The sequence below is a fragment of the Devosia sp. YR412 genome, from assembly GCF_900110945.1.
Classification (GTDB): domain Bacteria; phylum Pseudomonadota; class Alphaproteobacteria; order Rhizobiales; family Devosiaceae; genus Devosia.
The window spans coordinates 59,751-75,756 of sequence record NZ_FOFL01000004.1; the positions used below are offsets into that span (position 1 = coordinate 59,751).

At 58.1% G+C, this 16,006-nt stretch carries 20 protein-coding genes, 2 tRNA genes and 1 pseudogene; 7 read left to right on the forward strand and 16 right to left on the reverse strand.

The window, feature by feature from the left end:
• Positions 1–102: 102 nt before the first annotated feature.
• From BM045_RS14015 to BM045_RS14045, 6 genes are all read right to left on the reverse strand, one after another.
• Positions 103–612 (reverse strand): Pycsar system effector family protein, encoded by a 510-nt coding sequence (locus tag BM045_RS14015; protein WP_092184325.1) that lies wholly within the window; start codon positions 610–612, stop codon positions 103–105.
• A complete protein-coding gene (locus BM045_RS14020) occupies positions 609–1,301 on the reverse strand; it encodes an adenylate/guanylate cyclase domain-containing protein (RefSeq protein ID WP_092184327.1) in 693 nt (230 codons plus the stop codon). Before BM045_RS14020 ends, BM045_RS14015 begins: the two co-directional genes overlap by 4 nt.
• A 582-nt stretch (positions 1,302–1,883) precedes the next feature.
• On the reverse strand, positions 1,884–3,119 hold the full coding sequence (locus BM045_RS14030) for a ubiquitin carboxyl-terminal hydrolase family protein (protein WP_139198799.1): 1,236 nt from the start codon (positions 3,117–3,119) through the stop codon (positions 1,884–1,886).
• A gap of 171 nt (positions 3,120–3,290) precedes the next feature.
• Positions 3,291–3,545, reverse strand: coding sequence for a hypothetical protein (locus tag BM045_RS14035; protein ID WP_092184333.1), 255 nt, complete (start codon positions 3,543–3,545; stop codon positions 3,291–3,293).
• Positions 3,546–3,566: 21 nt separating this feature from the next.
• Positions 3,567–3,923 (reverse strand): hypothetical protein, encoded by a 357-nt coding sequence (locus BM045_RS14040; protein WP_092184335.1) that lies wholly within the window; start codon positions 3,921–3,923, stop codon positions 3,567–3,569.
• 227 nt (positions 3,924–4,150) lie between these two features.
• Entirely contained in the window at positions 4,151–4,420 is a 270-nt protein-coding gene (locus tag BM045_RS14045; protein WP_092184337.1) for a hypothetical protein, read from the reverse strand.
• Positions 4,421–4,556: 136 nt separating this feature from the next.
• On the opposite strand from BM045_RS14045, the gene BM045_RS18945 reads away from it, so the two are divergent.
• Genes BM045_RS18945 through BM045_RS18950 form a run of 3 tightly spaced genes read left to right on the forward strand, consistent with a single transcriptional unit; the run spans position 4,557 to position 5,483 of the window.
• Positions 4,557–4,724, forward strand: coding sequence for a hypothetical protein (locus BM045_RS18945; RefSeq protein ID WP_170848516.1), 168 nt, complete (start codon positions 4,557–4,559; stop codon positions 4,722–4,724).
• Positions 4,714–5,319, forward strand: a complete 606-nt coding sequence (locus BM045_RS14050) for a hypothetical protein (protein ID WP_092184339.1) — start codon at positions 4,714–4,716, stop codon at positions 5,317–5,319. Before BM045_RS18945 ends, BM045_RS14050 begins: the two co-directional genes overlap by 11 nt.
• Entirely contained in the window at positions 5,310–5,483 is a 174-nt protein-coding gene (locus BM045_RS18950; protein WP_170848517.1) for a hypothetical protein, read from the forward strand. Before BM045_RS14050 ends, BM045_RS18950 begins: the two co-directional genes overlap by 10 nt.
• Before the next feature lie 1,198 nt (positions 5,484–6,681).
• Here BM045_RS18950 and BM045_RS19190 read toward each other — a convergent pair.
• From BM045_RS19190 to BM045_RS14080, 5 genes and pseudogenes are all read right to left on the reverse strand, one after another.
• Positions 6,682–6,846 (reverse strand): annotated as a pseudogene (locus tag BM045_RS19190) (helix-turn-helix transcriptional regulator); the annotation flags it as partial.
• A gap of 191 nt (positions 6,847–7,037) precedes the next feature.
• Positions 7,038–7,397, reverse strand: a complete 360-nt coding sequence (locus tag BM045_RS14065; RefSeq protein ID WP_139198800.1) for a hypothetical protein — start codon at positions 7,395–7,397, stop codon at positions 7,038–7,040.
• Positions 7,398–7,535: 138 nt separating this feature from the next.
• Complete coding sequence (locus BM045_RS18755; protein ID WP_139198801.1) at positions 7,536–8,015, reverse strand: hypothetical protein; 480 nt, start codon at positions 8,013–8,015, stop codon at positions 7,536–7,538.
• A complete protein-coding gene (locus tag BM045_RS14070) occupies positions 8,012–8,380 on the reverse strand; it encodes a hypothetical protein (RefSeq protein WP_092184346.1) in 369 nt (122 codons plus the stop codon). Before BM045_RS14070 ends, BM045_RS18755 begins: the two co-directional genes overlap by 4 nt.
• 475 nt (positions 8,381–8,855) lie before the next feature.
• Entirely contained in the window at positions 8,856–9,563 is a 708-nt protein-coding gene (locus BM045_RS14080; protein ID WP_139198802.1) for a helix-turn-helix domain-containing protein, read from the reverse strand.
• 141 nt (positions 9,564–9,704) lie between these two features.
• On the opposite strand from BM045_RS14080, the gene BM045_RS14085 reads away from it, so the two are divergent.
• The 3 genes from BM045_RS14085 to BM045_RS14090 all read left to right on the forward strand — a co-directional run bounded on the left by BM045_RS14085 (position 9,705) and on the right by BM045_RS14090 (position 11,511).
• On the forward strand, positions 9,705–9,932 hold the full coding sequence (locus BM045_RS14085; RefSeq protein ID WP_092184351.1) for a hypothetical protein: 228 nt from the start codon (positions 9,705–9,707) through the stop codon (positions 9,930–9,932).
• Between the two features lie 90 nt (positions 9,933–10,022).
• On the forward strand, positions 10,023–10,325 hold the full coding sequence (locus BM045_RS18760) for a hypothetical protein (RefSeq protein ID WP_139198803.1): 303 nt from the start codon (positions 10,023–10,025) through the stop codon (positions 10,323–10,325).
• A complete protein-coding gene (locus tag BM045_RS14090) occupies positions 10,309–11,511 on the forward strand; it encodes a hypothetical protein (protein ID WP_139198804.1) in 1,203 nt (400 codons plus the stop codon). Before BM045_RS18760 ends, BM045_RS14090 begins: the two co-directional genes overlap by 17 nt.
• A gap of 39 nt (positions 11,512–11,550) precedes the next feature.
• Here the strand turns inward: BM045_RS14090 and BM045_RS14095 are convergent.
• From BM045_RS14095 to tet(30), 5 genes are all read right to left on the reverse strand, one after another.
• Positions 11,551–11,627 (reverse strand) — tRNA-Asp (locus tag BM045_RS14095).
• Positions 11,628–11,881: 254 nt separating this feature from the next.
• Positions 11,882–11,957 (reverse strand) — tRNA-Val (locus BM045_RS14100).
• A gap of 149 nt (positions 11,958–12,106) precedes the next feature.
• Positions 12,107–12,379 carry an HU family DNA-binding protein gene (locus BM045_RS14105; RefSeq protein WP_046140229.1) on the reverse strand — a complete coding sequence of 91 codons (273 nt, stop codon included), beginning with the start codon at positions 12,377–12,379 and terminating at the stop codon, positions 12,107–12,109.
• A 209-nt stretch (positions 12,380–12,588) separates the two neighbouring features.
• Positions 12,589–13,788, reverse strand: a complete 1,200-nt coding sequence (gene tet, locus BM045_RS14110) for a Tet(A)/Tet(B)/Tet(C) family tetracycline efflux MFS transporter (RefSeq protein ID WP_092184355.1) — start codon at positions 13,786–13,788, stop codon at positions 12,589–12,591.
• Between the two features lie 103 nt (positions 13,789–13,891).
• Positions 13,892–15,076: a tetracycline efflux MFS transporter Tet(30) gene (gene tet(30) / locus BM045_RS14115; RefSeq protein WP_092184357.1), complete on the reverse strand. Its 1,185-nt coding sequence runs from the start codon at positions 15,074–15,076 to the stop codon at positions 13,892–13,894.
• A gap of 88 nt (positions 15,077–15,164) precedes the next feature.
• Here tet(30) and BM045_RS14120 point away from each other — a divergent pair, with 88 nt between their 5' ends.
• Complete coding sequence (locus tag BM045_RS14120) at positions 15,165–15,809, forward strand: TetR/AcrR family transcriptional regulator C-terminal domain-containing protein (protein WP_092184359.1); 645 nt, start codon at positions 15,165–15,167, stop codon at positions 15,807–15,809.
• The last annotated feature ends 197 nt before the right edge of the window (positions 15,810–16,006 follow it).

The following is a 16,006-nucleotide window of genomic DNA, read 5'->3' on the forward strand; positions in this document are numbered from 1 at the left end:
ATATTCCAGTGCCGCGTGGGGCATCGCGCACTGGTTGAGTGTTAGATGGTGAGTTCGGCGGCGGATTCAATGCGGGTCGCGATGGTGTGACTAATACGTTCTCTAGCTGAACGTTGGGAGTATCCCTCGTTGCGCGGTTGCGGCGAGCAAAATGGCCAACCAAGGAAAGAGCCCCGCAGCAATTCCTGCCGAGGCAAACTTCAGGTGTCCATATTTTTCCGAGACAATTTGGGCATTGCGCCAAGTCTGGGCAAGAACGTCCCTTTTGATATCTTCCGCTGACGCGCCGCCAAAATCGGCAATGAAGTTGGTCTCCGTCCTTTTTGCGATCTCACCAAAATACACTAGGGACCCAGCGCCCCCCTTCAATGTTGGATGGGTGCACCAATACAAATGCCACAAGGTCCATGCCAACGTGAAGAAATACAGTGCAGCCGGCAATCCTATCCACCAAATGGTCAAGTCAAAGACTTGCAGATTGAGGGCGGCAACAGCCGCCTGGGCACTTGAAATGGCGAAGAGTGCAGAGACCCTCGTGTCCACTCGTGGTACGAAAGATTGCACCCGGTCCAAATGACGTTCGCACTCTTCTAGGTCACGCTTGATAATCATAGCGACCAACGCCAAGTGGAGCCATAGATTCGATGGTTAGCCATGGCGGTCCAGCTGCGCTGATCCCACATGTTGACGCCATTGGCTGTCCTCGCTTCCTCGGACATCTGGTCATACACCTCACCGGTAATACGCGTCGGCGTACCGTGATCGAGGGTGGTTAGCTTCGCAGCCCAATTCGCGGCGCGCCCGATCCAAACGAGATCATTCGAGTTTCGCACACCCGCCTTTGCGACTAGCAGCTTTGAAGTATCAACACCAACGGTATGGTGAACCGTGTATCGTCCAGCACCGTACTGATCATCCAGTGCTGGTTGGATAATTTGTAGCCTTGCCCAATTGATACTCAGAGCCGCCTTGACGGCATTCGAATTCTTGGACCCGCCGACAAATACGGCCATGACGCGATCACCATCGTACGCCGTAATAGTCCCGTCCCGATACTTGATGATGCGGGCCGCGCAATTGAGGAAGGTTTTGTATATTTCACCGGCGAATTCAGCTGTCTCGCTGTCGACAAGCTTGGTGCTATCCGCCATGTCCGCGTAAAGAACTGTCGCATCAATATAAACACCCGTGTTGGACAGCGTGACCTTGGTTTCGTCAGGAACTACGGAGCCCCCTGAGGTCGACCATTGCAGTCTGAAAGTGTTTTTGACGTGTTCCTTCAAGTCTTCAGCGATTGCCACTGCACATTCTCCTACGAAAGATACATAGCAGCAACGCTCAGAAATCTTTCGAAGTTCTTTTAGGTATTCACCGTCAATCGACCTGCGCGGGCCGTATAAGGGGTGGGTGTCTCAAACTCCAGCGCCCACGCCTTTTGGCTACCGCTCGCCCCCCAACGCGCACATCCCGCCAATTCAGGAATCTGACCCAGGAGGTCCTATGCCTCGGCCAAGAACGCCGATCGCGAAAGCGCGCGCCACTGGCGCTATATTGAACCACCCAGCGCGCTACAAAGGCGGCTCGAATACGGCAGGCACGGCCGAGCCACTAGGTCCACCGCCCAACTGGTTAACTCCCGACCAGGGCGCCGCCTGGGATGACCTTGCTAGCACGCTGCCCTGGCTGAACCGCTCTCACTCTGGAATCGTTGGCATCACTGCTAACTTGATGGCCCAGCTTCAATCCGGCGCGGCTTCGGTCACCGCCATGAACCTGCTACGGTTATGCCTTGGCCAGCTTGGCGCAACGCCAGCCGATGCTCAGCGAGTGGAGATGCCGTCTGTTGAAGAAGAAGGAGACAGTTTAGCCGACAAGTATTTCAGCTAATGGGCTGATACTTTGGTCCGCATAACGTCTATTTTCAATCTGCGGTCTCGTTCAAGTAGGTCAAGCGCCCAGGTAATATACGACGCGAATTCCACCGAGTGCGCAAAGAATGCCTGCAGCGCAGGCCCGTGTGCCAACAGCATCGAAGCGCCATTAGCTAAAAACTCTCTGGTGGCCAAGCCTTGCATGTCTGCGGTGGCTGAGGCTAGGCCGTAGAAGCTCAGCATGCTCACGTCGGATCCCACGGAAGCACGGATGATAGACCCAACCGCGTTGCGAACAGTAATGTAGGCGTCGAAACCACTTCGGCCATAAGACCATCCAGTCTCGCTCGCTGCATCTCGGATAGACCGGTGAACGAGGAGCGTCTTTGGCGCGATGAGCTCCTTGTTATCAGCCAGCTCGTCCAACAAGCCGGAACCGGTCTTCTGTAAGTGTTTCAGCAGGTCCGTGTTCATCGCAAACTGGTCTGCCCGCTCAATCAGGTCGCGAGCCACGTCAAAACCCATAATGAACGCGCCGTGTTCACGCACCACGCTCTCAAGCATTGCGGCGCAGTCTGGCTCTAAAGGCGTGGCGAGCGTTTTGGATGCATCTTGGCTCTTGTAGGCTCCATGTAAGTTAGCCAATGCCGTACCTACGGACCAAAGGGATGTGACGTCCAGCTTGGAGGTATCCGCTCCCAACAGATCGTTGTACTCGCCCGCGATTCTCGAGAGTACCGGATACTGGTTTGCTGACTTTTCGAGTAAATTTGCGAGCAACGAGGAGCTTGCGGCAAGCCTCATGTGAACTATTCGCTGCTTGTTAACTTCGGCAAGGGGGGCAGTTTGTGGAAGCCGAGCGAGCTTGCCATCAATTACATCGTAGGTAGGGCCTGCGTTCATCTGGGCAGTGTCACCACGCAGAATGAATTCCAGTTCGCCGCGCATTAAGGCAACGGACTCCTTGTCAGCAGTCGAAAATGATGCGGGCGCCACCATTGCATCCGATCGGAGTATCACAATTCGATACTCTACCTCTCGGATCTCCTGCTCCAACATGAAGCGCGTTCTCACTCTTTCCTTGTGTGAAAGATGAGGCAGTTTCGAAAGTTCGACGGTCAAAATTGAACGTAAACGCTCGTATGCGCGGCGGCGTCCGAAGTCTGACTGATCCGATAATTCGGACACGATGCGGTGGATCTTTGAGGCATAGTCAACCAACTCAACCACCGCTTGATTCTTGACCAATTATGAGTGGCATGCCCTGCTAGATGTGTCCATTTCCCCCCAAAGCACACATCTGTTCTTGAGCTCAAGTGTGCGGCTCTGAGGTCACGATACATTGGCCGACCCCGCCATGGTGAATGGCAAGAGGGCCGGGATATGGAGTAGTCGATATACGATAAAGAGTGGCTGGCACTAGTCTCGTGCACCGCTCTGCGTCGTGGCGTCGGCGATATCTCGGAGGTGGCTCTCGATTAGCACCAAGAATGCGATGAGACCGCACAGACCGCCCGCAATGAAGAAACCGGCCACCGAGCCAATGGCCAGACCAACGATGCGGTTGCCAGCTCCCAACGTGCTGCCCATCCCCACTACTGCGCCCCCCAAGATAATCACGATGGCTAGAACGCCGTTCAAAACCCCAAGTGTGTCGGCAAGTAACCTGTTCATCTGATACCTCGCGTCAAAAATCTATGCTGGAGCACCAGGCAACGACCGGCAGTTCTTCGTAATGATCGACTTGTCGACTGCAACCATCTGCCCTTTGAGGCTTGCTACCTCCGCAGCAACGTTGCCCCCAGACAGGCTCGAGGTAGGCATCCCGATGAGGAAGACACCCCAGGCGTCACCGGTGCGTGCATCGTTCTGTGCCTTGGCGGTCACAGTATAGGCTTGCTCAAGACGAGCCTTTTCCTGGCCGAGCTGGGCGCATGAGTAAGACTGATAGGGAATCTCGGAGACGTAGGAAGGCGCAATAGACTCCGGAGCCTTTGCGCAGGCAACAAGCATCGTTATCGCGCCAAGCGCGATTGCAACTTTACAGTACATGAAATTCCCCCAGTAATGGGCTGAGTAAGCATGACAAATCAACCTCGCACAAGCGGAATTGTTTGCGCCTCATTAATCATTGGGATTTCTCGACGACGAAAACGGCCCCAAATTTCTAGCCGGGACAGAAATCGACACAGGTGTCGTCCCCTGCAGTGTCGGGCGACCTGCTCACCAAAGCCATTTCTGGTAACGCTGAGAGAAGGATGCGGCCTGCCTCTGCCGGTCTAACGGGTCTCTAAGTCACAGCCCATGTCTGCGTGGATCTGAGTAGGTTCGAACGGAGGCAGCAGCTCTGCGACCTCCGGCCAGTCTTGAACACGCGACAGCGATTCCTGCGTGCTTTCTGCAATGCCGCAACCGGCATTAGCGGTAATTTCGGCGCTCGCACCAACAGCCTTCTTAAGAGGGCCTGCCACCGTCGATGATGCTGCATCGAAAAACGCGAAGAACGGCGAGACATCCAAGTCGCGCATCAAGTCCAGTAGCCAATCCATCGCACAGCCCTCCGTCTGATGCGTATGTGGCGACTCCAAAGACCTTTTTCAATCAACCACCCACCGCCCGTCTCGCGCGGGCTTTCATCAACCACAACCCGGCCATCGCGCCGGGTTTTTTTGCCATGGAGGCACCATGACGACCAAGACTGAGATTGACAAACCCAAGGCGCCGAGCTCGCTCGGCCTACCTATTTACGAGGACTACGAGCAGGTCGGCGAAATTTTGCTCGAGGGCGACTTAGCAGACCACAGGCTTGTTCTCGAGGGCGATGAAGCAGAGGTGACGAATAATGGCAAATAAGACAATTGATGATCTCGCCTCCGCAACCCTACCGCTTACCGGCGCAGAGAGATTCCATCTCGTCCAAGGCTTGAACAGCCGAAAGGCAACAGCAGACCGTGTTCGCGGTTTTGCAGAGGGCGGAACTGCCGCCCTTGCTGAGGGCGATTTGCTTTACGTTAGCGCCGGCCAAATCATTACTCGATTGCCCAAGGGGACGGCCGGCCAAGTGCTCCGCCAGAACGCTGGTCTAACCGCGCCCGAGTGGGCCAGTGCTCCGTTCACGAAAGAGTACAACAGCGGCGCTCAAGTGATTGTCAGTGGTGGCGCGCTTACTCTGGCTCATGGTCTGGGCGTAGCGCCCAAACTGACGTCGGCATACCTGATCTGCCACACAGCCACCGCCGGTTACGCTGCCGCAGACATTATCGAGGCGCCCCATAATAACTGGGACGGAGCCAGCAGCGTTTATGGCTTTGCCGTCGAATACAGCGGCTCAACGAACCTGCTCGTGCGGTTTGGGAGCAATGGGTTTGTGTTCAACCACAAAACCACAGGCGCCACTGCGATCGGAACCGGGGCCAATTGGTACTTTGGGGCACGAGCATGGGCGTGACGACAAAATATTTTCGCACCGCTGCTGGCGGCTATGTGGGCGGCTTTAGCGGTGCCGAGCCTCCAGCCGGATCCATCGAGGTGCCCTTCCCACCAGAAGACGCGCGCCAGGTGTGGAACGGCGACGATTGGGATCCGCTGCCAAGCCAGCCAGATGCATCCTAGTTAAGCATCAGCGCTGACCCATCTCATGCAAAAATGGCGGCCAGTCCGATCAGGATGAAGCCTCCAATTGCACCTGCGGCACAGAGCAGCCAAGAACTGCAGCAGCACATCGGAAGGCGGATAAACGCGGCACTGAGCGGGCTCCACCCTGCACCAGTTTTAGATGGCAAGAAACGAGTAGCCATCGCATTCAATATCGGCTTCGATCCTCGTCTGACCGGGCCACAGCAATCGATCGTCCGTGGTAGCTGTGGCCAGTTCTCGCCAGCGCATTGCTCTCAAGTGCTCCGGAATTGATCCCCTCGGACCGAAAGGCAATACGAGTAAAGGTGTCGCTTCTGCGTCAGCACCATCTCGGACTAGGACGTTGACCTGCATTTTTATTCTCCTCGCCGGGTAGAGGAGGCGTCAATCAAGTCGCTGCAATGGCCTTCGTCTTCGTCTCGCTTAGTTGTGAATGTCGTCAGCTAAAAATCGACCCTGGCGAGGGGGCGTCGCCGGGGTCAGGATTTTGGAGATCGCGCAGCTGGGCTGCTGTTGTTGACGCGGTAACGGTGCCGCCAATTGTTAGTTGCGGACAGCCCAAACGGCATGCTTACCGCCTGGTGTCTAGGCCAGTTTTCCTGATGTCACGCATCAACCCGCGAACGGTATCTGTACGCTCGTCGGCCAGCTCATCTATTCTGCGTTGTGCCGGTATTGCGTCCAGCTCAGCAAGCATCTGCTCGAGGCGCTTTTGTTCGCGTACCTGGTGTTGGTCGATGGTCGGTGGTCTGTCCATTTGCTGCAGGTTATCCCTGTAATCTTGCGCGCTCGAACCCGAGTCAACAACCTCAACGGGCCAGTTGTGGCTGGCGCCAGCATTGCAACGTCAGCCGTGGCCGCTGGCAAGCAGTATTGCTGTTCTGGTGCCTAGGTTGTCCGTTAGCGTCGCGCTGCATTGGGCGGCGCTGTCAGCGGTATCACGGCCTTATTGAAGACTGAAACAAAGTCACTCTTTTGAAGTTGTCGTCATAAGCCTGAAACGCTCAGCGATCTCATCCAGCTGAGTTTGAATTCTTTCAATTTTCAACAGAGCGGCGCCCAGCACGCGGTCTGTGACGCTAGGCTCGGACGTTGACGGCGCTTGCTCTAGCATTTTAACCAGATCTTCTGTTTGTTCTCCCGAGATAGCCGATGTCTCATCGCTGTTTTCCGAAACTATACGTGCCAATTGAACTGCATTCCGCACGTCTAGCTTCAGGAATATCCTTTGTCGATGAACCTCTATCGTCCTACTGGAGATATTGAGAGCTCTGCCCATCTCTTTGTTACTTAACCCTCGAAGCAACAGACGAGCAACATCACGCTCTCGGCTTGTTAGCTCGAGAAATACATCTTTCACTGTTCACAATCTCCCCCAGAGTTAAGTGAAACACTAACGAGGGTATTACCTATTGGTTAAGGAGCGTTGTCAATAAGTACGAGATACGAAATAATACGCACCAGTACCAGGCTATTCCAGCGTAGCCTATCTAAAATCTACTTGTGCAGCTTCTGACAAGCATAGAATCTTCAGGCGGCGGACCCGTAGGGAACATACTCTTCCCAGTCATGGGAGCTTCGTTCTGGTGGCTCAATTTCGCCAGCAAACTTCTGAAGCAATTCAGTAAAATCTTTTCCGGACAACTCTGGCGCCTCGACTTCTGTCCATTCCCGCAAGTTTGCAATCTCGATCGCTATCTTGAGCGCACGGTCAGGTGATGTAGTCAGCGTTGCCAACGTTTCCATGCTGCTGTGGTGGACCATATACCAGAGGTCTTCTGCTGCGCAGTCGTTCTCAATGTCATAGGCCGGCATTAGAAATACGCCGTTGCAAGCCATGGTCATCCCGTAGCCGGTGGATCCGCTCGAGGCAATTTGCTGAAAATGCATGTTCGTTCTCCTCATTGGCTTGCTAAGATCGTTGAGAACAAAATAGGAACATGCGGGCTAGGTGTCAAGGAAATTGGGTTTGAACTGGTTACCGACGGCACATCGCTGCGTCTCGCCGGCGTGGCGACCTCAGTGCGATCAGCGCTTATGCCAGTTCAGCCAAGTGTCCGTGCGCCCTATCTCCGTGATGCCTTCCACCGTTGGCTCCCAGCCTTGTGTCACCCGTTGAGCAAGGCCTTTGCTGCAAAGAGCATCGAAGGTTGCAAGTCCAGCGCCTGCGATGTCCCGGCCATTGGAAACTTGAAGTTTCACGAGCGACCTTAGCGTTCTTTCCTCCCGCTGGTTCAGACCGTGAAGCGGGCGGTGCTTGTCTCGCTCGTCATTGTCCGCACTCCATGCCTCATATTCGGCTTGGCCGCGGTCTTGCAGGTTCACGTTGGCTTCAGGCGGCACCCACGGCAGCCCGGCTAGTGCTCGTTCCAGTTGAACGCGGCTCCATCGTTTCGTGCCCATTATAGGTGGCGGGACGATGCCGCGGCGAACCCAGACATCAAAGCCCGACGGCGACAGTCCGCAGAGTTCGGCGGCTTGGAGGCGGGTTAGTGTGAGGGCGTTCATTTCGGCTTTTTGCGCTTGGCGGCACGCAGACTCTTCTCGAACTCTCGGCTCTGCTCTTCTCGCATCTCGGCAAAGGCTTGGTTCGTTTCGACGTCCAGTTGCCAAACGTCACGCCAGTAGCCAGAGGACGCCGGACGGACGATAATCCACCACCGTGGCTCCTGAGGATCTGGAATGATCAGCTGCCGGCCGACGACGACCACTGCCTCTGGCGCTCCGTCCAGAAGAGACGCCTCAACGATGACGTCACCGGGGCAGGGTAGCGACTCGTAATACCCGAACGCCTCCTGGCCAGTGGTGTCGATGGTGCCGTCGGGGTTTATGTAGGCGACTCGAACTTCAGGTCGTAGGTCGGGCCCGTTCATGACACCGCCCACTCATCATCCTGGTCGCTGTCATCGCCAGGCAAGGCCGCAAATGCCTTCTCTAGGGCAGTTCGCGACCACAGCCGGCGCGCATCGATCGTCAGTCTCCCCCGCGACGCCTCAAGACGCAGGCCGGATACCGTCATTCCGCCGAACGGGTAGGCGTGCTCGAGTGCGACCGACAGGCGGAGAGGTGTTGTGGGGGCAATGATCATAGTAGATAGCGAAGCGTGGCCGACGCTCGCTGGGAAGCCACTTTTTGCGATAAGCGCAGATACGCTCAACGATATTGTGGACAACACTTTGATAAGCGTGTTCGCTTGCTTGAACTACCATCGGCCCATCACTCCGATGGAGGTACCCCCTCAAACGCCCCCGTTACCTCCTCAAGTTGAGCCGGAGATATGGAGTTCTGCAACACTTATCCGGAAGTCATCGGATCAATGGTCCGATGGTCATCTGAAGCATATCGAAGCTAGGTCTGAGCCGATCGGTCCCTAGATAGAAGTTGTCCTATCGACGCAATTGTTCTGAGTGAAAACGTCGCTGCGGTTCGCAAATCCGAATCCATTTCATCTGGCCGGGGAACATCCATCCGCGCCAGGTTCCCGGTCTTGGTACCCACTGGCCTGCTGCCATAGAAATGCCGTTCAAAATGGTCTCGGTAGCGATAACGGCCGCCTTCGGTTTCTGTGACGAGTTCTTCAATCAGAATAGCGCCACGTGGGGTGGGGCCATAGATGGTGACCTCGATGTTTAGTAATGGTGAGAGATCGTGGATCAAATCGACAGAGCCCTGTTCTAGCGCCTGCGCCGCGGCCTGAAGCGTGCCACTAACGGCAGAGTCGATGAGCGCTTCAAGCGCCTGGGCGAACGTGTGGTCGCTCGCAAGCCTTTTGAGTTCGGCAATTTCAACGAAACCGGGCGACCACTTCCCGTCACCAGATACCAAGCGGCCCGGCCGATCGAGCAGCGCCACGCTTTTCGCAACGGATCTGGTTCCCGCAGCGGCAATGAGGAGATGGGCAGCGTCACGGGAAGTAAGGGACCCCAGCCCGCGGCCAGCCTTCTCCTTCGACATCAGTCCGGCATCACGAAGCACGCGGGCTTGTTGCCGAACGGTCGGCTCCTCAGCCCCAAAAATGTCCGCGATCAACATAGCCAATTCGCCGGGTTTCGCCATTCTCTATTCCTTGCAATCAACTGCACGACACTCCTACCGATTAATCGACACTTTTTCTATCGATAGTTTGACTCTTGATTAATCGAGTGTAATGGTGTCGATAGAAGTCGAGGCATATGGCGCTCGACCGGAGGCCACCGAATGACAACTGCAGAGGATTTCCTCGTTGACGCCGAACCGCGTATTGCGTTCGTTCGGGACTATTTGATCGCCATCACCGGAGCGCTTTCGTCTGGCAATGCTTTTGACGAGCGCGCTGCGTCAGCGCTTTTCCGTCTAGCTGATGCCGCCCTGGATGAGATCGGCACGCTCGAGCGCGAATTTCAGAAGGCCTTTTCCGAACCCTTCCCGAGCAAACAGCCACGCTGAGCTCGTGCGTAATCAGGCGGTTGGCCGCCCACAAGGTGCACCCCATCCCTCCCCCGCCGACCGCCTGTTCCCTTTCCTGGAGCCGAGACCATGGCAACAACGAACGCAGCAAACGACAATCCAGAATCGAGTTCTGTCAGGTTCCGCGTGGATCCTCGGATGGTGCCTGCCTCAAAGGCGGCGCGCCGTTTGGGTCTGACGCCATCCGAGTTTTGCGAAAAACTTTCCGCATTGGAAGGCGCCGGCTTGCCACGCGCGAACCGCATTACGGGATTCTACGACCTGAAGGCAATGGACCTGTGGATGGACCGCGCTTCGGGTCTGCTGCCTTCCTCCAACAGTGAGTCAGACCCACATGAAGGGTTTGAAGAGAGGCTTGCCCGCCTTGGCTGACGAGCGACCTCCCCACTATGTTCTGCGCAAAGGCAAGTATGCGTATTGGATGCCCACGCCTTCGATGAAGGCGATGGGCTTTCAGACTGTCGCTCTGGGCCTGCATGGTCCGGAGGCGAAAGCGCTGGCCTACCAGTGGGAGGCGCGCTACCAGAAGGCACGTAAGGGTAACGAGCCGATTACCGGACAATTCTATCCATCCAATAGTGTCGGTGATGGGTTTGCTCGCTTTAAGCGCAGCAATGAGTGGAAGCGCAAACCGCCCCGCACTCAAGAAGATTGGGAGCGCGGGTGGAAATTTATCGAGCCGGTATTCGGCCGCGACAATCCCAGCAAGATTACGTTCGAGCTGCTGGACCGCTGGTATGCCCACCTGTGCGCCATAAAAGGTGACGGCGAGGCTGGCCGGGCCATGAAGACATGGCGGGCACTGTATAAGGTTCTGGCCGCCCTCAAATTCTGCGTGGCTGGCCAAGACCCTTCTCTCTCCATCCGCAAGAAGTCGATCGCGGGTCGCACACAGACGTGGCGCCAGTTCGAAGTGGTGCGGCTGGTGAAGGATGCCTGGCGCAATGGCTATGGTGGACTTGCATGCATAATAGCGGTTGCGTGGGACACCGGCTTCTCACCAGTCGATGTTCGCACCCTCACGCCCTCGCAGGCGGCCACCAGCGGCAGCGACTTGGTGTTCTTGATAGAGCGTGCCAAAACCAGCGAGAACGCCATAGGCACTCTGTCCAGGCGCACGCAGCGTCTGGTTGAGGCTTACATCCGCTCCCTGCCCTATGACCTGCATGAGGAGGCGCCGATATTCCGCACCAAGGGATACGCACCGACGTCGAAGGGTGGCCGTCCCCGCAACAGCGTTCCTTACACAAAGGACTCGTTGGTTTCGGATTTTGGCGATGTCCGTCTACGGGTTTTCGGCCCGGACGACAAGAGGCGGCTGATGGATGCACGTCGCTCTGGCGCGGTCGAGGCCAACGCGGGTGGTGCATCTGTCGAGTCGCTGTCGGCCAAAATGGGCAACAGCATCGACGAGAACAAAAAGCTCCAGGCGACCTACATGCCAGTCAATATCGCGGCCGTCCGCGCTGCGGATGACGCTAGGAGAATAGGACGTAAAAAGCTAGGGGAGGAACGAAACGAGTTCAAAAAGTTGAAACTGACCAACGGGGAGAGTTGAAACTCGATCCCGCCATTCCTTCTAAGTCATTGAAAGGAATGGCGCGAGAGACGGGGCTCGAACCCGCGACCTCCGGCGTGACAGGCCGGCGCTCTAACCAACTGAGCTACTCCCGCAGCGCTTGCGAACAAGTCATCCGCGCAACGTGGGTGTCGTTTACCCAGCCCCTATCGGCAAGTCAAGCGACCAAAAGACGTTCCACGTGACATTTTCAAGAATGTCGCTTCAGCCTGTGGAAAAGTCGTTTCATGCCAGCCATTAGCCAGCGTTTGCTGATGCGGTGCATGAAGATAGCGCGCCCTGCCCGAAAGCCAGCGCGGTTTCACACTTGGCTAACACACTGTTAGCATCGACGGCATGGAATGGTGAATGGTGGGCGATGACGGACTCGAACCGCCGACATCCTCGGTGTAAACGAGGCGCTCTACCAACTGAGCTAATCGCCCGCCGGACCCGATGGGCCTTGGCAAGGTGGCCCTGATTAGGGCCATGGCCGGCTGTCGTCAACCGGCAAATTCCCGGCAGCGCCTAACCGGCAAACGAAAGGCCCCGGCGCAAGCGCACGGGGCCCATCTGAAGCGTAATAGAGGCGATCTTAGTTGATCGCGTCCTTCAGGCCCTTGCCGGGCTTGAACTTGGCCTGGTTGGAGGCCGGGATCTGGATCTCAGCGCCCGTGGCCGGGTTGCGACCGGTCGATGCCTTGCGTGCGGACACGGCGAACGTGCCGAAACCGACGAGGCGAACTTCTTCGCCAGCCTTCAGGGAACCGGTGATTGCCTCGAACACTGCGTCAACCGCTTCAGCGGCCTGTGCCTTGGTGATCGTAGCCTTGTCGGCAACGACGCCAACCAGATCGTTCTTGTTCATAGCGTTTCCTCACAGTGGATTTGTCCGCCCTCGCTGGCGAATCCTTAAAACGCGGCAACCCTTGGTCGATTCTGAACGAAAGGCAAGGATTTCCGGGCTTTTCACGAGGCCGGACGGTGCAGCAACGTTAATGGACCGGAAAAAAAGGCTCGGCAAGACCGGATTGGAGTTTTTCGCCGGTTTTCCGGGCTTTGCACATGCTGCCGCGGCTATTTGGCGCCCTCCGGCAAGGGTTTTGGCAGCCGCCTGATTCCCAGCATTAGCGGCAGCGCAAGCAGGTAAACACCCGCGGCAACCAGCCAGATCGCGCCCGGCCAGCTGCTGCGCAGGCTATAGTAGATGAAGCTGAAAAACAGCGGTCCGAACACCGCCGCAAGGCTGACGAGACTGGCCAGCACGCCCTGCAATTGCCCCTGCCGGTCGGCATCGACCTGCCGCGTCGCCAGCGACTGCAGCGCCGGCATGCCGATGCCACCCAGGGCAAAGATCGGCGCCATGGCGAACAGCACCCAGCCATGGGCAACAAAGGCCAGCGACAGCATGGCGCCGGTCTCGAACGCCATGCCGACGACAAGTGCCCAGCGCTCGCCGAGCCGGGCAACGGCCGGGCCGGTGAGGAAAGCCTGGGCCAGGGCGTGGCAGATGCCGAAAGCGCCCAGCGACAGGCCGATCATCAGCCCGCTCCACTGAAAGCTGTCCTCGCTGAACACCGCCCAGGCTGTGCCATAGACGGTGCCGACGAAGTTGAGGATGACAAAGATCGCCATCAGCGGAATCAACGCCTTGAAGGTCAGCGCCCAGCGCAGCGGCTTGAAGGGGTTGAGCGTATCCAGCGTAAAGCCCGCGCCGCGCTGGCCCTTGCGCGATTCGGGCAGCACGAAGAGCGCCAGGGCGAAATTGACGCCATTGAGCAGCGCCGCCAGCAGGAACGGCGCCCGCACCCAGATATCGCCCAGAATGCCGCCCAGCACCGGGCCGATGATGAAGCCGATGCCGAACATGGCGTGGAAATAGCCAAAGCGCCGGGCCCGCTCGTCTTCGCTGGAAATGTCGGTGATATAGGCGGTGGCCACGGCCATGTTGGCGCTGGTGATGCCGGCAATGGCGCGGCCGAGGACCAGCAGCCACAGCTCCGGCGCAAAGGCCATCACCAGATAGTCGATTGCCGCGCCGGCCAATGAGAGCAGCAGCACCGGCCGGCGGCCGAAACGATCGCTAAGCACGCCCAGAATCGGCGAGAACAGAAACTGGCAGGCCGAATAGAGCGCCAGCATCAGCCCAAGCAGCGTCGCGACCTCGGTCGTGTGCCCGACATCGCGCAGCAGGGAGGGCAGGATCGGAAAGATCAGGCCGATGCCGATGGAATCGAGCACCACGGCCGAGAGAATGACGACGAGAGCCTTGTTCACGGGAAAGTCCTGCAGGTGGGCGCCGAAGGGACAGCCTATCACAGCGGCGTGACAGGCGGTGTCCGGTTATGGCGGCAGGTGCTGACAGGTTTAGGCAGGAGGATCAAACCAACGCCGTCTTCTCCTGCCGCACCGTGGCAAACAGCGGCGAGGCCAGTAGATACAGCCCTGCCCCGACGATCCAGATGGTGCCAATCCAGATATCCCGCGTGGCAAAGAACACCATGGTGGTCAGCACCGGCCCGACAATGCCAGCGAGACTCATCAAGCTGGCCAGCACGCCCTGCAGCTGGCCCTGGTGTTCGTCGCTGACCCGGCTGGTCAGCAGCGACTGCAGCGCCGGCATGGCGACGCCACCGAGAGCAAACAGCGGCGCCACGGCATAGCCCATCCAGCTCTGGTCGGCGAAGGCCATTAATATATAGGCCAGCTCGTCGAAGGCGAGGCCGATCATCAGCATGCCCAGATCGCCGAAGCGCCGCGACAGCGGCCCGACCAGAAAAGCCTGCGCCAGGGCGCCGCTGACGCCGAAGACCGAGAGCGACAGGCCCAAATGCACCGAATCCCAGCCAAAGCGCTCGGCGCCATACAGCACCCAGATGGTGCCGGGCACGGCAGCGACGAGGCCAAACACCACGGCAACGGTGACCAGCGGGAGCAGCGGCTTGAAATCCCAAAGCCAGAGTAGCGGCCGCAGCGGATTGAGCTCCTTGAGATCGAATTTTCCGGCTTTACCGGCGTGGCTTTCCGGCAGCACGAAGAGCGCGACGAGCAGGTTCAGGCCATTGAACATCGCCGCCACGAGAAAGGGCGAGCGCAGCCACCAGGCGCCCATCACGCCGCCGATCACCGGCCCGACGATAAAGCCCATGCTCATCACCGCGCCGACGAGGCCAAAGCGCTGCGCCCGCTGCTCGGCCGGAGTGATGTCGGTGATATAGGCTGATGCCACGGCCATATTGGCGCTGGTAATGCCGGCCATGGCGCGGCCCACCACCAGTACCCAGCCGAGCGGCGACAGCGCCATCACCAGATAGTCGAGCAGCGTACCCGCCAGCGACAGCAGCAGCACCGGGCGGCGGCCGAAACGGTCGCTGAGCGCGCCGAGCACCGGCGAGAAGACGAATTGCATGACCGCATAGACGGCGAGCATGGTGCCATAGAGCAGGCCGAAATCGCCCCCCGAGGTCACCTCGGCCAAAAGGTCCGGCAGGATAGGAAAGATCAGCCCGGCGCCGATGGCGTCCAGCGCGACGGTGGCGAGAATGACGAAGAGGGCCTTGTTCATGATGGCGTGTCCGGATAGAATTTTATCGGTGATAAATTACTTATCGGCGATAAGACCCTTATCGGTGATAAGTCAAGAGGACTGTTTGATGGCAATGGATCGTGACCGGATCGTCGACGAGGCGCTGGCGCTGCTCAACGAGGTGGGCATCGACAAGCTATCGACGCGAAAGCTGGCCGAGCGGCTGGGTGTGCAGCAGCCGGCGCTCTATTGGCACTTCGCCAACAAGTCGGCGCTGCTCGATGCGGTCAACAGCGCCATGCTGACGCGCTACCACACCCGCCGCCTGCCGGTGGCCGGCGAGGACTGGGTCAATTTCACCTTCGCCAATGCCCGCAGCATGCGGGCGACGCTGCTTGCGGTGCGCGACGGCGCCCGCCTCACCGCCGGCACCCGGCCGTCGGTGGCGGAATTTGCCGATACCGAGCGCGTGCTGAAGCTCTATGTCGATGCGGGGTTCAGCCCGTCGGAGGCCTTTGGCGTCGCCATTGCGGTGACGCGCTATGTGGTCGGCTATGTGCTGGAGGAACAGGGCGAGCGCGAACGCGACCTGTTGGAAGATCAGGCCAATGTGCTGACCGACCTGACGGCCGAAGTGGCGCCGTTTCCGGTGCTGGCCGAGGCGCTGAAGTCGCTGGTGCAGGTCGGAACGATCAATACCGAAGCGGTGTTCGAACGCGGGCTGCGCTACATGGTCGACGGCATGCAGGCGAGTTTGCGGGCGAAGGGGTGAGGACAGACCTCGTCCGAGTCTTCCTTGGATACCCCCACCTAGCCTCCCCCTGATAGGGGAGGAATCTGGCCGGTGTTTGAGCCGGGGCCCATCTCGAGATCATTCCACTGCCGCAAGGTCGATCGAACGAACCAGCTTGCGGCAGTCCCGCAATCTCGGGATGGATCCCGGCTCAAGGCCGGGATGACATCGTGGGT